Here is a 19,648-nt window from a genome sequence, read left to right as displayed (position 1 = left end):
GGCGCCAAGTGGGGCAAGGAAGGGAAAGGCAGAGGAAAGTATCATCGCCTTGACTCCCGAGAGCGCTTCCCACCTTTGCTCAGATACTGTCGAAATTTACTGGTCAGGAATACCGAGGTGTCTAGGTGGTCCGCAAATCTCAAGAAATCGACTTCGTCAAGGGTAACCACCAAATCATTGTCCGGCTTCACGCTGATGGCCAGTAGTTCGTACTGGCCTGCGCCGGCCTCCAACGTGACGACGAAGTCAGTTGTCATAACCCAAGGCGCCGTCTCACCACTGCTTCGCAACACTGGGTGTTTGAATCCCAGCATTTCTGCGCAGGCGAGGGTGCCGCGAGCGGTTTGGTGCTGATGCTTTGCGCTATAAGCAGCGACCTGGGCAGTATGCTCTTCCAGATTAAGCGGGACTTGCTCTCGCACGTCGACAATATTTGGTAGCATGGAGATGAATGCGAAGGCGTCTGACTCACCGTCAGATAAGAAGTGATGACTTCTTCCGGTATGCGACCATTGAAGTAACTGTGATCGACCTCGACTTGAGGGGTCACTCCGGGTTACCTGATGCCACGGCGAGTAGTCCGTCAGCGTGCCGGTCCCCCGTCCTTGTCTTGTCCAGTTCTCCAGTTTGGTTGTGGTAAACCTCTGTCCTCGTCTCACGATGTCCCTTTCTTCAGGGTGAGCGTATCCATCGCCCACCTATGTGTTCGAAATTTGGAAAGAAAAGGGGATTGACGCGCCTAGAACAGGCGTGTAGATTTCAAGTGTGAGAAGAAATCTGGGTCAATCCCAGCGAAAAGCGCCAACGGTTTGCCGACCTTGGTGCTTTTTTGTTTGTGTGGTTTTGTATGCGATAGCTGTGTCCTTAAAAATTCCGTCTGCAGGATGGAATGTCTGCTGCTAAGGTGATGGGGGCTCGTCAGTGGCAGTAGACGGACCAGAGGTAGGCTTTAGATCTAACGCAACGGCTATACGGTGGCCTTCGCCTCTCAGTCCCTTGTTGCGTCCTGCCAAGACGGCATACACCATCTGTGGACGAAAGTTGTGCCGTATTGCCCAGTCGGCAATCGATTCGCCTCGCTGCGCAAATGCCAGCCGTGTTTCGTTTAGCCTTGCCTGGTCAACGTTATACACGCGTGCCTCTAGTCTGAATTCGTATGAATTCGTATGAATTCTTATGTTTGCATCATCTTGCCCGGCTTTCCACCGTCAATAGTCGGAATTTCGTAGGCGTTGCTTGAAGATCTGAAGACTAATGAATCCGAGGTTAGCGTGCGCCGCAGGCTGAGGTTGGAATTGTACAAAAGACGCCCGGAGGCATTAAAGTCAGGGCCATCAATTCAATGCCACGGACACCAGAGCAATGCTACTAGCCCCTAATCACTGCAAGCTTACTGCGGCTCAGGTGATTCGTAATCGTTCAACGTGATGAGCCTATAGTGTCGTCTGTAATTGCGTTGCAAAAAAAGTGCAAAGGCAGTACATTGGCATCACAAAACTTACAAGGCATCATCATGTCGCGTCTAAAAGACGAAACTCTGTCCATCCGAACTTCTGCGGAGATCAAGCAGCTCTTGCGTTTGGCATCCGAGCGTGAGCGACGTTCGGTTGCATCCATGATTGAAATTCTGGTGCTTGAGTACGCAAAGACACACGACCTAAAGCTGGATCGGAAGAGTAGCGAAATAACAAGAACCAATCCATGACCACGACAGAAAACCAAATAGAGCTCGACCTGATTGCTAAGCTCGGCGAACTCAAATACACCTACCGTTCTGATATCCACGACCGCGCGGCGCTCGAAACGAACTTCCGAGAGAAGTTCGAGGTGCTGAACCGGGTCAAGCTGACGGATGGCGAGTTCACACGATTGCTGGACGAGATCGTCACCCCCGATGTGTTCACAGCCGCGCGCACTCTGCGCACCATCAACGCCTTCACCCGCGAGGATGGCACGCCGCTAAACTACACCTTGGTCAACATCAAAGACTGGTGCAAAAATACCTTTGAGGTGGTCAACCAGCTGCGGGTCAACACCGACTACAGCCACCACCGCTATGACGTGCTCATCCTCATCAATGGCGTGCCCTGTGTGCAAATCGAACTGAAGACGCTCGGCATCAACCCGCGCCGTGCCATGGAGCAGATCGTTGACTACAAAAACGACCCCGGCAACGGATACAGCAAAACCCTGCTGTGCTTTTTGCAGCTTTTCATCGTCAGCAACCGCACCAACACCTACTACTTTGCCAACAATAATGCACGTCACTTTGCGTTCAATGCAGACGAACGTTTTTTGCCCATCTACCAGTTTGCGGACGAGAACAACATCAAGATCAACCAGCTTGATGCGTTTGCCGACAAGTTCCTCGTCAAATGCACTCTGGGCCAAACCATCAGCCGCTATATGGTGCTGGTGGCCAGTGAGCAAAAGCTGCTGATGATGCGCCCTTACCAGGTGTATGCGGTCAAGCACATCGTGGACTGCATACATCAGAACTGCGGCAACGGCTACATCTGGCACACCACCGGCAGCGGCAAAACGCTTACTTCCTTCAAAGCCTCCACGCTCCTGAAAGACAACCCCGACATTGAAAAGTGCCTGTTCGTGGTGGATCGAAAAGACCTGGACCGCCAGACCCGCGAGGAATTCAACCGCTTCCAGGAAGGTTGCGTGGAGGAGAACACCAACACTGCCGCACTGGTACGCCGCCTGCTGTCCGACGACTACGCCGACAAGGTAATCGTCACCACCATCCAGAAGCTGGGCCTCGCACTGGATGAAAATAGCAAACGCAACAAGCAACAAAAGAAAGATGGTAAGGCCACCTACAAGGAGCAACTAGCCCCGATGAGCGACAAGCGCATTGTCTTCATCTTTGACGAATGCCACCGCTCGCAGTTTGGCGAGAACCATCAGACCATCAAAGAATTCTTTCCAAAAGCACAATTATTCGGGTTCACCGGCACACCCATCTTTGAAGAAAACTCCAGCCGGACCCAGATTGAAGACGAGCAGGCTTCCATGAAAACTACGGAAGACCTGTTCCAAAAACAGTTGCACGCCTACACCATCACCCACGCGATTGAAGACTCCAACGTGTTGCGCTTCCATGTGGACTACTTCAAACCCGAGGGGAACAACCTGCCCAAGCCGGGCGAGGCTTTGGCAAAAAAAGCTGTCATCGACGCCATCCTGGCCAAGCACGACATCGCTACCGCTGGGCGGCGCTTCAACGCCGTGTTGGCCACTGCCAGCATTAACGACGCCATCGAATACCACGACCTTTTTCAAAGCTTGCAAGAAGCGAAGCAGAAAGCCGACCCCAGCTTCGTGCCGCTCAACATCGCCTGCGTGTTTTCGCCACCAGCCGAGGGCGATGCCGATGTGAAACAGATTCAAGAAGACTTGCCTACGGAAAAAAAAGATAACGAGGTTGATCCTGAGGGAAAGAAAGCCGCTCTCAAAGCCATCCTGACCAGCTACAACGCCCGCTATCACACCAATCACAGCATCAGCGAATTCGACCTGTACTACCAGGACGTGCAAAAACGCATCAAAGACCAGCAGTGGCCGAATGCCGACCATCCGCACACAAAAAAGATCGACATCACCATCGTGGTGGACATGCTGCTGACGGGCTTTGACAGCAAGTACCTCAACACTCTGTACGTGGACAAAAACCTTAGGCACCACGGCTTGATACAGGCCTTCTCTCGCACTAACCGCGTGCTCAACGGCAGCAAACCCTACGGCAACATCCTCGACTTTCGCCAACAGCAAGCCAATGTGGACGCCGCGATTGCCCTGTTCTCTGGCGAGAAAACCGGTGAGCAAGCCCGCGAAATTTGGTTGGTAGACAAAGCCCCGGTAGTGATACAGAAGCTCGACGTTGCTGTACAAAAGCTGGTCGACTTCATGCAGTCCCAAGGCCTCGCTTGCAAACCCGAAGCCGTGCACAGTCTCAAGGGTGATGACGCTCGTGCCGCCTTTATCAAAAACTTCAAAGAAGTACAGCGTCTTAAAACCCAACTCGATCAATACACCGACCTGACCAAAGACAACGCCGCAGCAATCGACCACATCTTGCCTAAGGACGACCTACAGGGCTTCCGTGGTGCGTATCTGGAAACGGCCCAACGCCTGAAGCAACAACAATCCCAGCAAGACAAAGGCGATAAAGAGAGAGATTGCACAACTGCCGACGTGGACCAACTCGATTTTGAGTTTGTGCTGTTCGCCAGTGCCGTAATTGACTACGACTACATCATGGGCTTGATGGCCCGCTACTCGCAGCAGGGGCCCGGAAAGCAAAAGATGAGCCGCGAGCAGCTGATCGGTCTCATCCAAAGTGACGCCAAATTCATCAACGAGCGCGAGGATATTGCCGACTACATTAACACCCTAAAGGCCGGAGAGGGCTTGAGCGAAACCGCCATCCGCGAGGGCTACACTCGGTTCAAGAAAGAGAAAGACACTGCAGAGCTGGCGGCCATTGCTATCCGGCACAAGTTGGTTCCGATTTGCCTGCAAGCCTTTGTGGATGGCATCTTGTCGCGCATGATTTTTGATGGCGAGGCGCTTAGCGACCTAATGGTGCCGCTAGCGCTGGGCTGGAAGGCCCGCGCACAGGCTGAACTGGCACTAATGGAAGAGCTGGCGCCTCTGTTGAACAAGCGCGCACAGGGACGCGAGATTTCGGGGTTGAGTGCATATGAATGATAAGGCCAAGACCACACTGGTACCCAAACTTCGCTTTCCAGAATTTCAATACGCTGGAGAATGGACGAAAGAAAAGCTAGGCTCATTGGCGTCGATCAGCACAGAAAAGGTTGGAAGCAAGGTTTGTGTGCCCATGAGCATCACATCCGGCGTTGGACTGGTGAGTCAAGAAGACAAGTTTGGACGTGTTATTGCAGGGGACTCTTACAAGAACTATTTGTTGCTAGAACCAAGCGACTTTGCCTACAACAAGAGTGCTACCAAGGAGTACCCAGAAGGATTCCTCGCAATGTACTCTGGTGATAGGCTTGCTGCCGTGCCAAACAGCATATTTACCTGTTTCCGAGTTAAGGGGGATTCAACAGATCCTCGGTATCTGAACTACCTGTTCCTAGGAAATTTGCATGGTCGCTGGCTGAGAAAATTCATTCAGGTCGGCGCACGAGCCCACGGTTCATTGAGCATTAATGATAGCGACTTGTTAGCACTGCCTATCCCGCTTCCTGAAGGGAAATCATCCCTGGCAGAGCAACGAAAAATCGCGGACGCCCTGAATTCGGTCGATGATCTGATCGCTGCGCTAGCCCGCAAAGTGGACACTCTAAAGACCTATAAAAAAGGACTGATGCAGCAGCTTTTTCCCCGCGAAGGGGAAACCAAGCCACGCTTGAGATTCCCTGAGTTCAATAGCGCTGGGGAGTGGGTGCCCAAAACAATCGGGCAACTGGGCGAAGTCGTAACCGGAAACACTCCCAGCACCACTAAGTCCGAATACTACGGCGGCGACAGGCACTTTGTTTCCCCCTCCGACATCTCAGAAAGCAGATTCATCGAGAAGACCAAGACCACATTGACTGAGCTAGGTTTTTTTGAAACTCGCCCTATAAAGGCCAATAGCATCTTATTCGTTTGTATTGGCTCAACCATCGGAAAAATTGCGCAGAACCGAGAAGAATGTGCAACCAATCAACAAATCAATGCAGTTACACCAAATTCTGAGAATTTTGAAGGGTTTGTTTACTACGCGCTCAGCCAAATTGCGGGCAAGATTGCCAATATTGCCGGAAAGCAGGCTGTTCCCATCGTAAATAAAACTCTGTTTTCATCTTTCAGCTTGGTTGTTCCAAAACTACCGGAGCAGAAACGCATTGCAAATTTTCTGTCATCACTTGATGAGGTAATACTTGGCGAAAGCCAACAACTTGACACGCTAAGAACACACAAAAAAGGGCTAATGCAACAGCTCTTCCCATCATCTGAGGATTCACATGACGCTTAATGAAATTGCGAAGTCACTTCGAAATGATTCCGCGCGGGCCACACTCATTTACGCTTTCAACGCAACAGGCAAAACGCAACTCAGCGTTGCATATAAGAACGCCACGAAGCAAGAAGACGGTGTACACACCGGGGTCTACTACAACGCTTACAGCGAAGACCTCTTTGTTTGGGACAACGATGAAGAAAATAATGGAACCAGTGCTCGACTAACCGTATTGCCTAGCAGCCTCAGCAAGTTCCACTCCTTGATGTCTGAGGATAACGTTCGCGACAAGCTTAACGCATACAAGCCAAAATTCGGGTTCGCATTCAATCAGCATAAAGACGATCCGGAGAAAGGGATTGAGTCGATTACTTTCTTCATCCCAAATCAGAACCCAGACTTGCCGCAACAGCCAATCAAAGTGTCACGCGGGGAAGAACGAATTTTTGTCTGGTGCTTTTTCCTTGCATTGTTCGAAGTCGAAGGCTGGAGCGACAAGCAGTCAAGCCACTTCTTTATCGACGATCCCGTTTCCAGCCTGGATGACCACAACATTTTTATTACAGCTGCCACGCTGTACGATCTAATCGAGAAGCAGTTTGAGAAGCGCAAGATCATCATCACCACGCACCACCTTGGATTGTTTTCAATCCTAAGCGATTGGATCGCCAAGGGTGAAAAGAGCGACAAATTCAAGAGGAATAATAAACCTCTCTACAAGTTGCACATCTTGAGTTCAAAATCGGGAGAACTTGAACTAGAGAACTGCCGAAATGATGTGTTCCTGTATCACCTGCGCGTGCTCCAGTTGTTGTCCTTGGCTCGCGATGCAAAGGATATCCGTACATACCACTTTGCGTTGCTCCGGCAGGTTTTGGAGAACGTCGCGTCGTTCCTAGGTGTTGGACAATTCAGCTACGTACTGAATCAAATTGGAATCAATGAGCCTAATCGTGTCGCAGACATTGTCAATGCGTTGTCACACAAGAAAGTCTACTACTATGAATCGGATATTGTTGTTAAAGATAACTTGGATATTTTCGATGAGGTAATGGATGGGCTTAGAGCCAAGTACAACTTTGTATTGCATGAAGTGTAAGCAGACAAAAAAGCGAGGCTGATCTGAAGTCTCTAGAAAACACGATTAAACGTTGCCCGAAAAAATGACTGAACAAAACCAAAAACAACTGGGCAAGACCCTTTGGGCCATTGCCGACCAACTGCGGGGGGCCATGGATGCGGATGATTTCCGCGACTATATGCTGTCCTTCCTATTCCTCCGCTACCTGTCTGATAACTATGAAGCGGCAGCAAAGAAGGAGCTCGGTGGCGACTACCCAGCAAATATCGACAGTGCTGTAGCGACACCCTTGCAACTCTGGTACGAGGGTAACCAGGATGATGTGCCCGAGTTTGAGAAGCAAATGCGCCGCAAGGTGCATTACGTGATTGAACCTCAGCATCTATGGAGCAGCATCGCCAAGATGGCACGCACGCAAGACGCTGAGTTGCTGCACATCTTGCAGGCGGGGTTCAAATACATTGAGACAGAGTCCTTCCAGAGTACGTTTCAGGGCTTGTTTTCAGAGATTGACCTGGCCTCACCAAAACTGGGCAAGAACTACACTGAGCGCAATAGTAAGCTCTGCACCATCATCCAGAAGATTGCCGAAGGCCTAGCTGAGTTTTCGACCGATGTAGACTCGCTAGGTGATGCTTACGAATACTTGATCGGCCAGTTCGCCGCAGGCTCGGGGAAAAAGGCTGGCGAATTTTATACGCCGCAGCAAATATCCGACATTCTTTCCTCCATCGTCACACTAGACAGCCAAGAGCCTAAGATGGGCGTAAAACAACGCCTAGAACGCGTGATGGACTTCGCCTGCGGCTCGGGTTCGCTGCTGCTAAACGTGCGCAAGCGTATGGGACCGCATGGCATCGGCAAGATTTATGGTCAGGAAAAGAACATCACCACCTACAATTTAGCGCGCATGAACATGCTACTACACGGGGTAAAGGACACTGAGTTTGAGATTTTCCACGGCGACACGTTGACCAACGATTGGGAGATGCTGCGCGAGCTAAATCCTGCCAAAAAACCCGCGTTCGATGCAATTGTTGCGAACCCACCGTTCAGTTACCGCTGGGAGTCGTCCGGCACGCTCGCTGATGACGTCCGCTTCAAGAATTACGGACTGGCACCTAAATCGGCGGCGGATTTTGCCTTTTTGCTGCACGGTTTTCATTTCCTAAAAGACGACGGCGTGATGGCCATCATCCTGCCCCACGGGGTACTCTTTCGTGGCGGCGCCGAGGAAAAAATCCGTACCAAGCTTCTCAAAGATGGCCACATTGACACTGTGATCGGCTTGCCGTCCAACTTGTTCTATTCTACAGGCATCCCAGTATGCATTCTGGTTCTCAAGAAATGCAAGAAGCCGGACGACGTGTTGTTTATCAACGCTGCCGATCACTTCGCCAAAGGCAAGCGCCAGAACCAGCTAACTGACGAGAACATCGCCAAAATCATCAGAACTTATCAGACACGTGAGCCTGAGGATCGATACGCTCGTTGCGTGGACATGTCCGAGATTGAAAAAAACGACTACAACCTGAACATATCTCGCTATATCAGTACAGCCATTGGCGAGGTGGAGATTGACTTGAAGGCGGTGCACGCTGAGTTGCTCTCTCTTGACCAAAAAATCAAGGCGACCACCGCGCACCACAATGAATTCCTTAAGGAGCTAGGTTTACCATTGCTACCATGATGCGCTCGAGTTTATCTCAATCGACTTGCAGGACTTTAGTCTCTGCGCATCGGGTACGCCATACCGCTAAATTTGTAGCAACAACAACTGCTGGAAAGTCTGAACGTGGAAGCTCTCGCTGGAGTATCCGTCGAAGCGAACCAGTGAGATGAGACTTAATGAGGCGCCAAAACATAATAAAAGACCCGCACTGTCTGGTAGACATGCGGATTTTGAGATGATGAAGAATGCTCTGGCGCCCCAATCTCAACCCAACCACCGATGTTAGAATTTTCGGTCGTTGAGCCGCTAAATCGCTTGTCTCAGACTTTAATTACATGTCTCAGACTGTAATTGCATGTCTCCGACTATAATTGTACGGAACATCCGGCTGTGGACCGGAACAGTTTTATTCTACTGTGACGGATTTGGCCAGATTGCGCGGCTTGTCCACGTCGGTGCCACGTGCCAGCGCGGCATGGTAAGCCAACAACTGCAGCGAAACCACGTGCAGGATAGGCGACAGCAGGCCGTAGTGTTCCGGCAGACGGATCACGTGCAAGCCCTCGCCCGAAGTAATACGCGAATCCACGTCGGCAAACACATACAGCTGGCCGCCACGTGCACGCACTTCCTGCATATTCGATTTGAGCTTCTCGATCAGGGTATCGTTAGGCGCAATGGTGACCACCGGCATTTCTTCCGTAACCAGTGCCAGCGGGCCATGCTTCAGTTCGCCAGCGGGATAGGCTTCTGCGTGGATGTAGGAAATCTCTTTGAGCTTGAGCGCGCCTTCCAGTGCGATCGGGTAGTGCATGCCGCGGCCCAGGAACAGCGCATTTTCCTTGCGGGCGAAATCTTCTGCCCATGCAATGATCTGCGGTTCCAGCGCCAGCACCGAGGAGATCGCGACGGGCAGGTGGCGCATGGCTTTCAGATGGGCTTCTTCGTCCGCATCGCTGAGCAAACCATTGACTTGCGCCAGTGACAAGGTCAGCAGGAACAGTGCGGCCAGCTGGGTGGTGAACGCTTTGGTAGAAGCCACGCCCACTTCGACACCTGCGCGGGTGATGTAGGCGAGTTTGCATTCACGCACCATGGCGCTGGTGGCCACGTTGCAAATCGTCAGAGTATGTTCCATGCCCAGACTGCGGGCATGTTTCAGGGCGGCCAGCGTATCGGCCGTTTCGCCACTTTGCGAGATCGTCACCACCAGCGTATTCGGGTGCGGCACGCTGTCGCGGTAGCGGTATTCGCTGGCGATTTCCACATTGACGGGTATCTTGGCAACCGATTCGATCCAGTACTTGGCCGTCAGACCCGAGTAATAGCTGGTGCCGCAGGCGAGAATCAGCACGCGGTCTATCTGTTTGAAGACATGGTAGGCACCGTCACCAAACAGCTCGGGCATGATGCCCGTTACGCCTTCCAGCGTATCGCCGATCACGCGCGGCTGCTCGAAGATTTCTTTCTGCATGTAGTGGCGGTAAGGACCCAGTTCAGCCGCGCCCGTATGGGCATGCACGGTTTTCACTTCGCGCTCGACCGGTTTGCCGGTGCTATCGACCACCCAGATGCGGCCCAGTTGCAGGTCGACCACATCACCTTCTTCCAGATAGATGATCTGGTCGGTGGTGCCGGCCAGCGCCATGGCGTCCGATGCGACAAAATTCTCGCCCTTGCCCAGACCGACGATCAGCGGCGACCCCTGACGGGCTGCTACCACGCGGTGCGGTTCTTCACGCGCAAACACGGCAATGGCGTAAGCGCCATGCAGACGTTTGACGGCCTGCTGCACGGTATCGAACAAGTCGCCGTTATACATGTGGTCAACCAGGTGGGCGATCACTTCCGTATCGGTCTGGCTCTGGAATACATAGCCGAGAGCGATCAATTCCGCGCGCAGTTCATCGTGGTTTTCGATAATGCCGTTGTGGACCAGCGCGATGCGGGCCTGTTCCGTGCTCGGCGAGAAGTGCGGGTGCGCATTGTGCGAGGCTGGCGCACCATGAGTCGCCCAGCGGGTGTGGGCAATGCCGGTGTAACCGTGCATGCCGGCTTCGTCGATCTGCTTTTCCAGATCGGCCACACGCGAGGTGCTGCGCGAACGCTGCAGCTGACCATCCAGATGCAGCGCCACGCCGCAAGAGTCATAGCCGCGGTATTCCAGGCGCTTCAGGCCCTCGATCAGGATGGGGGTGATGTTACGTTGCGCAACTGCGCCGACGATGCCGCACATAGAATACCTCGACTAGAAAAAGGAATCGTCATGCTAGTTCAGTCGTTATGAAATATGCTTTCTATTTAATGTATATTGTGGAATATTATTTCACCAATCAACATGCGTGAAATATTCTTTCATTTTTATGGAAAAATTTTATGGATGAGATAGATCGTCGCATATTGAACGCGCTACAGATTGACGCGTCGCAAACCAATGCCGAGCTGGCACAGGCTGTCCACGTTTCCGCCCCCACGTGTTTGCGCCGCGTGAAGCAATTGACCGAAAGCGGCTTGATCCAGCGACAGGTGGCCATCATTGCGCCCGAGAAGGTGGGCCCCAGCCTGACCGCCATCGTCGAAATCTCGCTGGACAATCAGGCCGCTGAACGCATGAGCGAATTCGAAGCCCATGTTGCCGATGAAAGCGCGGTGCTGCAGTGCTACCGCGTGGCGCCGGGACCGGATTTCGTGCTGATCGTGCAGGTGAGCGATATGCCGGCCTACCATGCGCTAGCGCATCGCCTGTTCACGGCCCATCGCAATGTACGCAATGTCAAAGCGTATTTTTCCACGCTACGCAGCAAATTCGAAACCCGCATTCTGCTCTGACAGCTTATCCCCCGTCTATCCCCTGTTTATACCCGTGCTTGCCCACAGGTTTACACACAGGGAATAGAAGGCGGGGAGAGTTTTCCCGCTTTTCCCACCGCTTATACCCACCCTATACAGAGGCTTATACCCAGCTTTATCCACAGGAAAAACTTATCCTGCTTAACTCACAGTGTTTTCAACAGCCTTATCCACAAAAGCTGAAAACATGCCTGAAACAGTATTCCGGAAACCCTTCCATATCCCCGTTATATGACTTGTCCACGTCTTATCCCGTGCTTATCCGCCAGCTAATCACCTGATATACGCAGGCTTCTCCACACGTTTATCCACAATACATGCACCATGCACAATAGGCCCGCCGCAAAAAAAAAGGCCGGGACTAATCCCGGCCTGGCTCTACACACGCTAGTGCTTATTTCGGCTTCTTCACCGGACGGCTCCAGTTCTCTATCGTCACCTGACGCGGACGAGAGATGGTCAGCTTTCCTGCCGGCGCATCCTTGCTCAGCGTAGTACCGGCCCCCAGCGTAGCGCCTTTACCCACCGTCACGGGCGCGATCAGCTGGCTATCGCTGCCAATGAAAGCGTCATCCTCGATCACGGTACGGAATTTATTGGCGCCATCGTAGTTGCAGGTAATCGTGCCGGCGCCGATATTCACGCGCGAACCCACGGTGGCATCACCGATATAGGCCAGATGATTGGCCTTGCTATGTGCGGCCACCTGGCCATTCTTGATTTCGACGAAGTTACCCACATGAACGTCTTCCGCCAGCACCGTGCCAGGACGCAGGCGCGCATACGGGCCGATGATGGAAACCGGGCCCACTACGGCTTCTTCGATATGGCAGAAAGGCTTGATCTGGGCCCCCGCTTCGATGCGGGCATTGACCAGCACACTATGCGCGCCCACCTGTACGCCATCAGCCAGTTCCACCTTGCCTTCAAATACGCAGCCGACATCGATCACCACGTCACGACCACAGACCAGCTCACCGCGGACATCGATCCGGGCCGGATCCATCAGCGTCACGCCCTGTTCCAGCAAGCGCAGGGCAATATTGCCCTGATGAATACGCTCGAGCTCGGCCAGTTGCACTTTGCTGTTCACGCCGGCCACTTCCCACTGGGCCGACGGCTGGGCCGCCACCACAGGCACGCCATCGGCCACTGCCATGGCGACGATATCGGTCAGGTAGTACTCGCCCTGGGCATTGTTATTTTTCAGTGCACCCAGCCATTGCTTGAGGCGGACCGTAGGCACCACCATGATGCCGCTGTTGATTTCCTTGATGGCACGCTCGGCTTCGGTCGCATCTTTCTGCTCGACGATGCGTTTAATTTCGCCGTTTTCGCGCACGATGCGGCCCAGGCCAAACGGATCATCCTGCACCACGGTCAGTATCCCGAGTTTGTCGTGGCCAGCGACATCGATCAGGCGCTGCAGCGAAGCGGCCGTGGTCAACGGCACGTCGCCATACAGTATCAGGGTAGGGGCTTGATCATCGAGTTCCGGCAAGGCTTGCATCACTGCATGACCCGTGCCCAGTTGCGGCTCCTGCAGCGCCGTCGCGACTTTTTCCGGCTGCCTGGCCAGCATTTCCAGTACGGCTGCGCCACCGTGACCGTAAATCACGCATAATCGGCTGGCCGCGAGGCTGCGCGCCGTATCGAGTACATGCGACAACAGCGGCTTGCCTGCCAGCGGATGCAAAACTTTCGGCAAAGCGGACTGCATGCGCTTGCCCATGCCTGCTGCAAGTATCACTACGTTCATAGGTGCCAGTTCAAGAAGAGTTAATCAATACGAAAGTTTAACATGGCCTTTCCTGCTACCCGAATACTCTGGCGTTATGCCTGTGGATTACTGCTGATGCTGGCGCTGGGCGCCTGCAGCTCGTTGCGGCTGGCTTACAACCATGGCGATACCTTGATCTACTGGTGGCTGGACGGCTATGTCGATCTGGACCGCGAGCAGAAAAGCTGGGTCAAAAAGGATATCGATCAGCTATTCCAGTGGCACCGCAGCACCCAGTTGCAGGATTACGCGCTGCTGCTGCAAGTCAGCCAGCAGCAGCACCTGAATAACCCCACCGATACGGCCCGGCTGCGCGCCAGCTGGGGTGAAATACGCCAGCGCAGCCGCGTGCTGATGCTGCATGCAGTGCCGCAACTGGCCGATCTGCTACGCTCGCTGCGGCCGGAACAGATCACAGCGCTGGAGAAAAAATTCACCGCCAACAATGCCGAATTCCGGCAGAAATACATGAAGGGCGATCTGGAAGCCCAGCAGAAAGTGCGTTACCAGCAGGCACTGGACCAGTTCGAACTGTGGTTTGGCGACTTCAGCCGGTCCCAGGAAGCGCAAATCCGCCGCTACTCCGATCAACGTCCGCTCATCAATGCCCAGATACTGGAAGACCGTGTGCGGCGCCAGCACGAAATCGTCGCACTGGCCCGTAAAATCCAGAAAGAAAAGCCCGACCGCGACAGCACCATGGAGTTGCTGCGCCAGCAGATCAACACCAGCTTCCAGCACATGGAGACGGGCGCCCGCGCACCCGAATTCGATGATTACGAAGAAGCCACGGCGCAAATGGTCTACAACGTGATCCAGCTCGCCACCCCGGCACAGAAAGCCCATGCCAACCACAAGATCCAGGGCTGGATACACGACCTGCGGGTGCTGGCGCAGGAAGGCCAGAGCGGCAGCCCCTGAAGCCCCATATGTTATAGTCGCGCCTGACAAACAATCACCTGCGTATCATCAGCGCAAGCGCCTGCATCATGCCTAGAAAGCCCACCAGCAAACCTGCCAAACCAGCCAAAGTCCCCGTCCATGGCCCGCAGCACAGCCATCAGGTGCGCATCATTGGCGGTAGCTGGAAACGCACACCCTTGCCCGTACTCAGTGCTTCCGGCCTGCGCCCGACGCCGGACCGCGTGCGCGAAACCGTGTTCAACTGGATCAACCACCAGCGCGATGCCAATTGGTCCAACGCCAGGGTGCTCGATCTGTTTGCCGGCAGCGGTGCACTGGGCTTCGAAGCGGCCAGCCGCGGCGCCCACAGTGTCACCATGGTCGATACTGTCACGCCTGTGATACAGCAGTTGGAAGCCATCAAGCAGAAACTCAAGGCCGAGAATGTCCAGATCATGCGTGGCGATGCACTGGCTGTGGCCCAGTCGGCCGCCAGCCGCGGCCAGCGCTATGATTTGATTTTCCTCGATCCGCCTTACCAACAGAGCTTTATCGAACGCGCTCTGCCGCTGTGCAGCAAACTGCTGGAGCAGGATGGACTGGTGTATGCTGAATCGGGCATTCCACTGGAATTTGCCGATGACGCCACGCCTGAATGGATGGCCGGCTGGGAAGTTATCCGCGCCGATAAAGCGGGCATGGTGCATTTCCATTTACTAAAACGCAAGGTTTAACGGCCACGCCTGCCATAAACCGGCCGCCGAACTGCCCCAAATGTAGGCAGACGGCATTTTTCAGGCATAATGGCGCGTTCTAAATTGGTGCACTGCAAGGAGCCGACATGGTCGTAGCTGTTTATCCGGGAACTTTTGATCCGCTGACCCGTGGTCACGAGGATCTGGTGCGTCGCGCATCGGGTCTGTTCGACACGCTGGTGGTCGGGGTGGCCGATAGCCAGAGCAAAAAGCCCTTCTTTACGCTGGAAGAACGCCTGACCATCGCCAACGAAGTGCTGGGCCACTATCCGAATGTGAAAGTGCAGGGCTTTTCCGGCCTGCTCAAAGATTTCGTGCGCGAACATGATGCGCGCGTGATCGTGCGCGGCCTGCGCGCCGTGTCCGACTTCGAATACGAGTTCCAGATGGCGGGCATGAACCGCTACCTGCTGCCCGATGTCGAAACCATGTTCCTGACCCCATCGGATCAGTATCAATTTATCTCCGGCACCATCGTGCGCGAAATTGCCGTGCTCGGTGGCGATGTGTCCAAATTTGTTTTCCCTTCGGTCGACCGCTGGCTGCAAAAGAAAATTGCCGCCACCCGTGACCAGTAAGCAGCGAGTACTAGCATGGCCTTAATGATTACCGACGACTGTATCAATTGCGACGTTTGCGAGCCCGAGTGCCCGAACGATGCGATTTTCATGGGCGCCGAGATTTACCAGATCCACCCCGATAAATGCACCGAATGCGTGGGTCACTTCGACGAGCCCCAGTGCCAGCAAGTGTGTCCGGTCAGCTGCATCCCCTTCAATCCTGCCATGCGGGAAAGCAAAGAAGAACTGCAAGCCAAGTTCGAGCGCCTGCAGGCTGCCAAGGCCTGACAGGCCAGACCACCGTGCCGCAGCGGCCAAACGCGGCCGCGTGCGCTTTTCCCTGCGTGATGCCGCCTTAGCGGTGGTATATTCCGATCGAGTCCTGCCCGTCCTGTGCGCCGGCCCCACTACCTTTCGGAGACCTTATATGAAACGCAGAAATATCCTGAAAAGCCTGTTTGCCGCCACCATGCTGGCCGGCAGCTTCTGCCTGCCCGCGCTGGCCGCAGTCGAGGTAGCGGGCGTCAAGTTTGACGACAGCATCAAGGTTGCGGGCAGCGAGCTCAAACTGAATGGCGCCGGCGTGCGCACCAAAGTCATCTTCAAAGTCTATGCGGCCGGCCTGTATCTGACGGAAAAGAAAAGCAGTGTCGCCGATGTGCTGGCCACCAGCGGGCCGCGCCGCGTAGCCATTACCATGCTGCGCGAAGTCAGCTCGGAAGATTTCGGCAAAGCCTTCATGGACGGTCTGAACAACAACACCGACAAGAACGAGCGCACCCGCATCCTGCCGCAAACCATGAAGTTCGGTGAAGTGTTTGCCCAGATTCCGGCCCTGAAAAAGGGCGACCAGCTGACGCTGGACTGGACCCCGGGCGAGGGCACCCAGTGCTATCTGAACGGGAAGAAAATCGGTGAACTGATGCCCGACGTAGCGTTCTACAACGCTGTGCTACGCATCTGGCTGGGCGAACATCCGGTCGATAGCGACCTGAAGCCAGCGCTGTTAGGCGGGAAGTAAGTACCTACTTAGACGCGCGAAGCAATCGCGCGCAGTTCAGCCACGTGGCTGGGTTCGCCTTCGATGGAATTCAGCATACGCTTGAGCAGCATGGCGTCGCGCATCTGGCGACGCTGGAGCTGCTCTTCCTTGCTCAGTTTCGGGCGCACCAGCAGCATGGCCGCACGGCACAGCCCCATCAGCAGAGGTTTGAACAGCAGCAGCACGGCGCACACAGCACCGCTGACCAGCGCCAGCTCACCTGCGCTAATCAAGGAGATATTTTGTACAGCGGAAATCAGGGTAGACATGTGGTTACAAGGCATTTAGAATCAGGCGGTACTATAGTGCAGTGCAACATAAGTAGCCAATTTACTTCCCCGATAACAATTATTCATTTGGTGAATGGAATGTCGTATCATTGATAAAAAATGATATTTCTTTACCATTTCACGACCTGAGCCACGACTGAGCTGCCATGAGCTTCCTGACGCTAGACTTGAACCTGTTACGCGTCTTTGACGCCGTGATGACCGAGCAAAATCTGACCCGCGCGGCCGGCCATCTGGCCATGACGCAACCGGCCGTCTCCAACGCCATCAAGCGCCTGCGTGAAAGTCTGGGCGACGAATTACTGATCCGCACCGCCTACGGCGTGAAGCCCACGCCGCGCGCCGAATCGCTGTGGCCATCCGTGCGCAGTGCGCTGGCCAGTCTGGAAGCGGCCGTCGCACCGGAAACCTTCGACGTCTCGGCCGCCCACGCCACCTTCCGCATGGCCATGGCCGATGCCACGGCAGCCTTCTGGCTGCCGGCGCTGATGCGCTCGATCGAAAACGAAGCACCGGGCGTGAATGTGCGCATGGTGCCGCTGACCACGCGTGAACCGCGCCCCATGCTGTTGCGTGGCGATATCGATCTGGCAGTAGGTTTCTTCCCCGGCGTAGCCGCCCAGCTGTCGTATGAAACAGGTTCGCCTATCCGCCACGAACGGCTGTATTCGGGCCATTATGTGTGCGTGATGCGGCGCGACCACCCCTTATCCAAAGTCGACCTGACGCTGGATAACTATTGCGCGGCGAATCACCTGCTGGTGAGTTTCTCCGGCCGCGCCCACGGCCTGGTGGATGAAGCACTGGCGCAGATCCAGCGCGAACGCCGCATCCTGCTGACGGTGAACCAGTTCTTCACGGCCGGACGGGTGGTGGCCAACTCCGACCTGATTACCGTGCTGCCGCGCCATCTGATCGCCTCGACGGGCATGACGGATGCGCTGATTTCCAAGGAATTGCCATTCCAGCTACCGGCCGTGCACCTCGACATGCTGTGGCACGAGCGCGATGCGCGCAGCCCGGCCCACAAATGGCTGCGCCGCCACCTGGAAGGCATGAACAGCGTGGCCCAGCGCACGGCGCCCGGTACGGCACCGCGTAGCGATACGTATTAAACTCCGGCCGCCACCGCGTCCTAGCTGTGGCTGGAGCGGTAGCCCACGCGGAAGCCGCCCCAGTGGCGGCCATTCACATAGATCGGCACGGACAAATCGTGCATCACTTCGCCCGTATCGCGTTTGTAAGTCTGTAGCAAAAATGGCTGGGTGTTGCTGCCGCAACGCTTGCCGGTACGGTCGCTAAAGATCCGCTTGGTACGGTTATTCACCATATCGATCTCGTAATTGCCCGTCAGCGGCTGCGAGAATTTGCGGTTATGGGTGGGGAAATAGCCATTGTTATCCACCGCACCCGCGTATGCCAGTTGCGGCATGGCTTCCAGCACCGCTTCCTGCAGCGACGGCAGCACGCGGTCGGTAAAGTCGTCGAAACGCGACTTATGTTTTTGCGGATTGGTGTCAGGGATGGGTGTGTAACGGCGGTCGAACAAGGCTTCCTGACTGATCTGGCCACTGCTGATGGCCGATTCAAACAACCGTCCTATATCGCGCGCAGCCTGCTGGGCGACTATGCGGATCGGATCGTGCGAGCTTTCGATGGACGATACGCTGAGTGCGCGGGTAATCACTTCGGCCCGTTCCGCCAGAGCCTGGGCCGAACCGGCCGCGCGCGGCAGTTGCTGCTCGGTCGAGTGCAGACTATCGCGGATGCTGCCCACCCCTTGCGCAATGATTTCACTGGTATCCACATGCTCGCGCGCGGCATGGGCGATCTGGCCTATCTGCTGCTCCGATACGCCGGACGACTGTTCTATATTGCTCAGCAATCCATGCACGGTTTCCACGTTGCCAGCCGCCACGCTCACACTCTGGGCCAGCGTAGTCATGCCGCTGGCGGCCTGCTCGGCCTGCTGATTAATTTCGCGCACCATGGCACTGATTTCATCCGTGGCTTCCTTGGTCCGGAAAGCCAGCTGGCGCACTTCATTGGCGACCACGGCAAATCCCCGCCCCTGTTCGCCGGCGCGTGCTGCTTCGATTGCCGCGTTCAGTGCCAGCAGATTGGTACGGGCGGAAATTTCGCTGATGGCTTCAGTAAAACTGTAGATTTTGCGCGCATTACTCTGCAGGCTGGCCATCATGGCCGCTGCGGTCTGGGCTTCCGAACGTGCCGCCTTGATACGCTGCAAGCCCAGATCCGCTTCATTGCGGCCTGCCACCGTTTCGCCCTTGACCTGCGCTGCGATGCGGGCGGCCTGTTCGGCATTGGCGGCAATCAGGCTGGACGCTTCAAGATTTTCTGTGGCGCGATCAGCAATATCGGCGCTGGTGCCGACGTCGAGCGCCACTTTGGCTTTGACGGAGTCGACAAAGAACGAGGTTTCCGCAGCGCCTATCATGATGGCGTCGATCTCATCGCCTACCACATGGGCAAAGCGGCGCGCGCCGTCCTCGCTGTGCTGGCGCGTGGTTTGCCAGCGGATCAGCAGTGCAGCAGCGAGTGCAGCAGGGAAGCTCAACCCTGCTGTGGCCAGCAGGGATAACTGGCTATCTGCTAGCCAGCTCACAACAAGAGCGATCACCGTACCGAGCAGCGTTGCCGCGCCCAGCCAAAGTCCCCTGAACAGCCAAGGCTGCTGTAAAAGCTTCATCTGTCTCCCCCGTTAAGGT

At 54.9% G+C, this 19,648-nt stretch carries 17 protein-coding genes; 11 read left to right on the top strand and 6 right to left on the bottom strand.

The window, feature by feature from the left end:
* Positions 1 to 41 precede the first annotated feature (41 nt).
* Together GM655_RS15735 and GM655_RS15730 are read right to left on the bottom strand one after the other, a co-directional pair.
* The gene (locus GM655_RS15735) at positions 42 to 443 is read right to left on the bottom strand and encodes a TnsA endonuclease N-terminal domain-containing protein (RefSeq protein WP_155435624.1); all 402 of its coding nucleotides are present in this window, start codon (positions 441 to 443) and stop codon (positions 42 to 44) included.
* Positions 444 to 899: 456 nt separating this feature from the next.
* The gene (locus GM655_RS15730) at positions 900 to 1,133 is read right to left on the bottom strand and encodes a DNA-binding protein (protein WP_371866847.1); all 234 of its coding nucleotides are present in this window, start codon (positions 1,131 to 1,133) and stop codon (positions 900 to 902) included.
* 568 nt (positions 1,134 to 1,701) lie between these two features.
* Here GM655_RS15730 and GM655_RS15725 point away from each other — a divergent pair.
* The 4 genes from GM655_RS15725 (at position 1,702) to GM655_RS15710 (ending at position 8,757) form a co-directional block, all read left to right on the top strand.
* Positions 1,702 to 4,722: a type I restriction endonuclease subunit R gene (locus GM655_RS15725; RefSeq protein WP_155435623.1), complete on the top strand. Its 3,021-nt coding sequence runs from the start codon at positions 1,702 to 1,704 to the stop codon at positions 4,720 to 4,722.
* Positions 4,715 to 6,001, top strand: coding sequence for a restriction endonuclease subunit S (locus tag GM655_RS15720; protein ID WP_155435622.1), 1,287 nt, complete (start codon positions 4,715 to 4,717; stop codon positions 5,999 to 6,001). The genes GM655_RS15725 and GM655_RS15720 overlap by 8 nt, the downstream gene beginning before the upstream one ends.
* Complete coding sequence (locus GM655_RS15715) at positions 5,991 to 7,085, top strand: AAA family ATPase (protein ID WP_155435621.1); 1,095 nt, start codon at positions 5,991 to 5,993, stop codon at positions 7,083 to 7,085. The genes GM655_RS15720 and GM655_RS15715 overlap by 11 nt, the downstream gene beginning before the upstream one ends.
* A 64-nt stretch (positions 7,086 to 7,149) precedes the next feature.
* Positions 7,150 to 8,757, top strand: a complete 1,608-nt coding sequence (locus GM655_RS15710) for a type I restriction-modification system subunit M (RefSeq protein WP_155435620.1) — start codon at positions 7,150 to 7,152, stop codon at positions 8,755 to 8,757.
* 388 nt (positions 8,758 to 9,145) lie between these two features.
* Here the strand turns inward: GM655_RS15710 and glmS are convergent, their stop codons facing one another.
* The gene (gene glmS, locus GM655_RS15705) at positions 9,146 to 10,975 is read right to left on the bottom strand and encodes a glutamine--fructose-6-phosphate transaminase (isomerizing) (protein WP_155435619.1); all 1,830 of its coding nucleotides are present in this window, start codon (positions 10,973 to 10,975) and stop codon (positions 9,146 to 9,148) included.
* Between the two features lie 140 nt (positions 10,976 to 11,115).
* Here glmS and GM655_RS15700 point away from each other — a divergent pair, with 140 nt between their 5' ends.
* On the top strand, positions 11,116 to 11,568 hold the full coding sequence (locus tag GM655_RS15700; protein WP_155435618.1) for an Lrp/AsnC family transcriptional regulator: 453 nt from the start codon (positions 11,116 to 11,118) through the stop codon (positions 11,566 to 11,568).
* A gap of 415 nt (positions 11,569 to 11,983) precedes the next feature.
* Here GM655_RS15700 and glmU read toward each other — a convergent pair whose 3' ends face one another.
* On the bottom strand, positions 11,984 to 13,348 hold the full coding sequence (gene glmU / locus GM655_RS15695; protein ID WP_155435617.1) for a bifunctional UDP-N-acetylglucosamine diphosphorylase/glucosamine-1-phosphate N-acetyltransferase GlmU: 1,365 nt from the start codon (positions 13,346 to 13,348) through the stop codon (positions 11,984 to 11,986).
* A 42-nt stretch (positions 13,349 to 13,390) separates the two neighbouring features.
* Between glmU and GM655_RS15690 the strand changes: the two genes are divergently transcribed.
* The 5 genes from GM655_RS15690 (at position 13,391) to GM655_RS15670 (ending at position 16,608) form a co-directional block, all read left to right on the top strand.
* A complete protein-coding gene (locus GM655_RS15690; RefSeq protein ID WP_155435616.1) occupies positions 13,391 to 14,290 on the top strand; it encodes a DUF6279 family lipoprotein in 900 nt (299 codons plus the stop codon).
* A 68-nt stretch (positions 14,291 to 14,358) separates the two neighbouring features.
* The gene (rsmD, locus tag GM655_RS15685; protein ID WP_155435615.1) at positions 14,359 to 15,006 is read left to right on the top strand and encodes a 16S rRNA (guanine(966)-N(2))-methyltransferase RsmD; all 648 of its coding nucleotides are present in this window, start codon (positions 14,359 to 14,361) and stop codon (positions 15,004 to 15,006) included.
* Positions 15,007 to 15,113: 107 nt separating this feature from the next.
* Entirely contained in the window at positions 15,114 to 15,605 is a 492-nt protein-coding gene (gene coaD, locus GM655_RS15680) for a pantetheine-phosphate adenylyltransferase (protein ID WP_155435614.1), read from the top strand.
* 15 nt (positions 15,606 to 15,620) lie between these two features.
* Positions 15,621 to 15,875 carry a YfhL family 4Fe-4S dicluster ferredoxin gene (locus GM655_RS15675; RefSeq protein WP_155435613.1) on the top strand — a complete coding sequence of 85 codons (255 nt, stop codon included), beginning with the start codon at positions 15,621 to 15,623 and terminating at the stop codon, positions 15,873 to 15,875.
* Between the two features lie 139 nt (positions 15,876 to 16,014).
* Complete coding sequence (locus GM655_RS15670) at positions 16,015 to 16,608, top strand: chalcone isomerase family protein (protein ID WP_155435612.1); 594 nt, start codon at positions 16,015 to 16,017, stop codon at positions 16,606 to 16,608.
* A gap of 8 nt (positions 16,609 to 16,616) precedes the next feature.
* Here GM655_RS15670 and GM655_RS15665 read toward each other — a convergent pair whose 3' ends face one another.
* Entirely contained in the window at positions 16,617 to 16,898 is a 282-nt protein-coding gene (locus GM655_RS15665; RefSeq protein WP_229632595.1) for a hypothetical protein, read from the bottom strand.
* A gap of 167 nt (positions 16,899 to 17,065) precedes the next feature.
* Here GM655_RS15665 and GM655_RS15660 point away from each other — a divergent pair, with 167 nt between their 5' ends.
* Complete coding sequence (locus tag GM655_RS15660; protein WP_155435610.1) at positions 17,066 to 18,034, top strand: LysR family transcriptional regulator; 969 nt, start codon at positions 17,066 to 17,068, stop codon at positions 18,032 to 18,034.
* Between the two features lie 20 nt (positions 18,035 to 18,054).
* Here the strand turns inward: GM655_RS15660 and GM655_RS15655 are convergent, their stop codons facing one another.
* Complete coding sequence (locus GM655_RS15655) at positions 18,055 to 19,629, bottom strand: methyl-accepting chemotaxis protein (protein ID WP_155435609.1); 1,575 nt, start codon at positions 19,627 to 19,629, stop codon at positions 18,055 to 18,057.
* Positions 19,630 to 19,648 lie beyond the last annotated feature (19 nt).

The sequence above is a fragment of the Pseudoduganella danionis genome (assembly GCF_009720775.1).
GTDB classification, from domain to species: domain Bacteria; phylum Pseudomonadota; class Gammaproteobacteria; order Burkholderiales; family Burkholderiaceae_D; genus Rugamonas; species Rugamonas danionis.
Note: the sequence above shows the minus strand (reverse complement) of the source record. Positions and strands in the feature narration are given on the sequence as shown.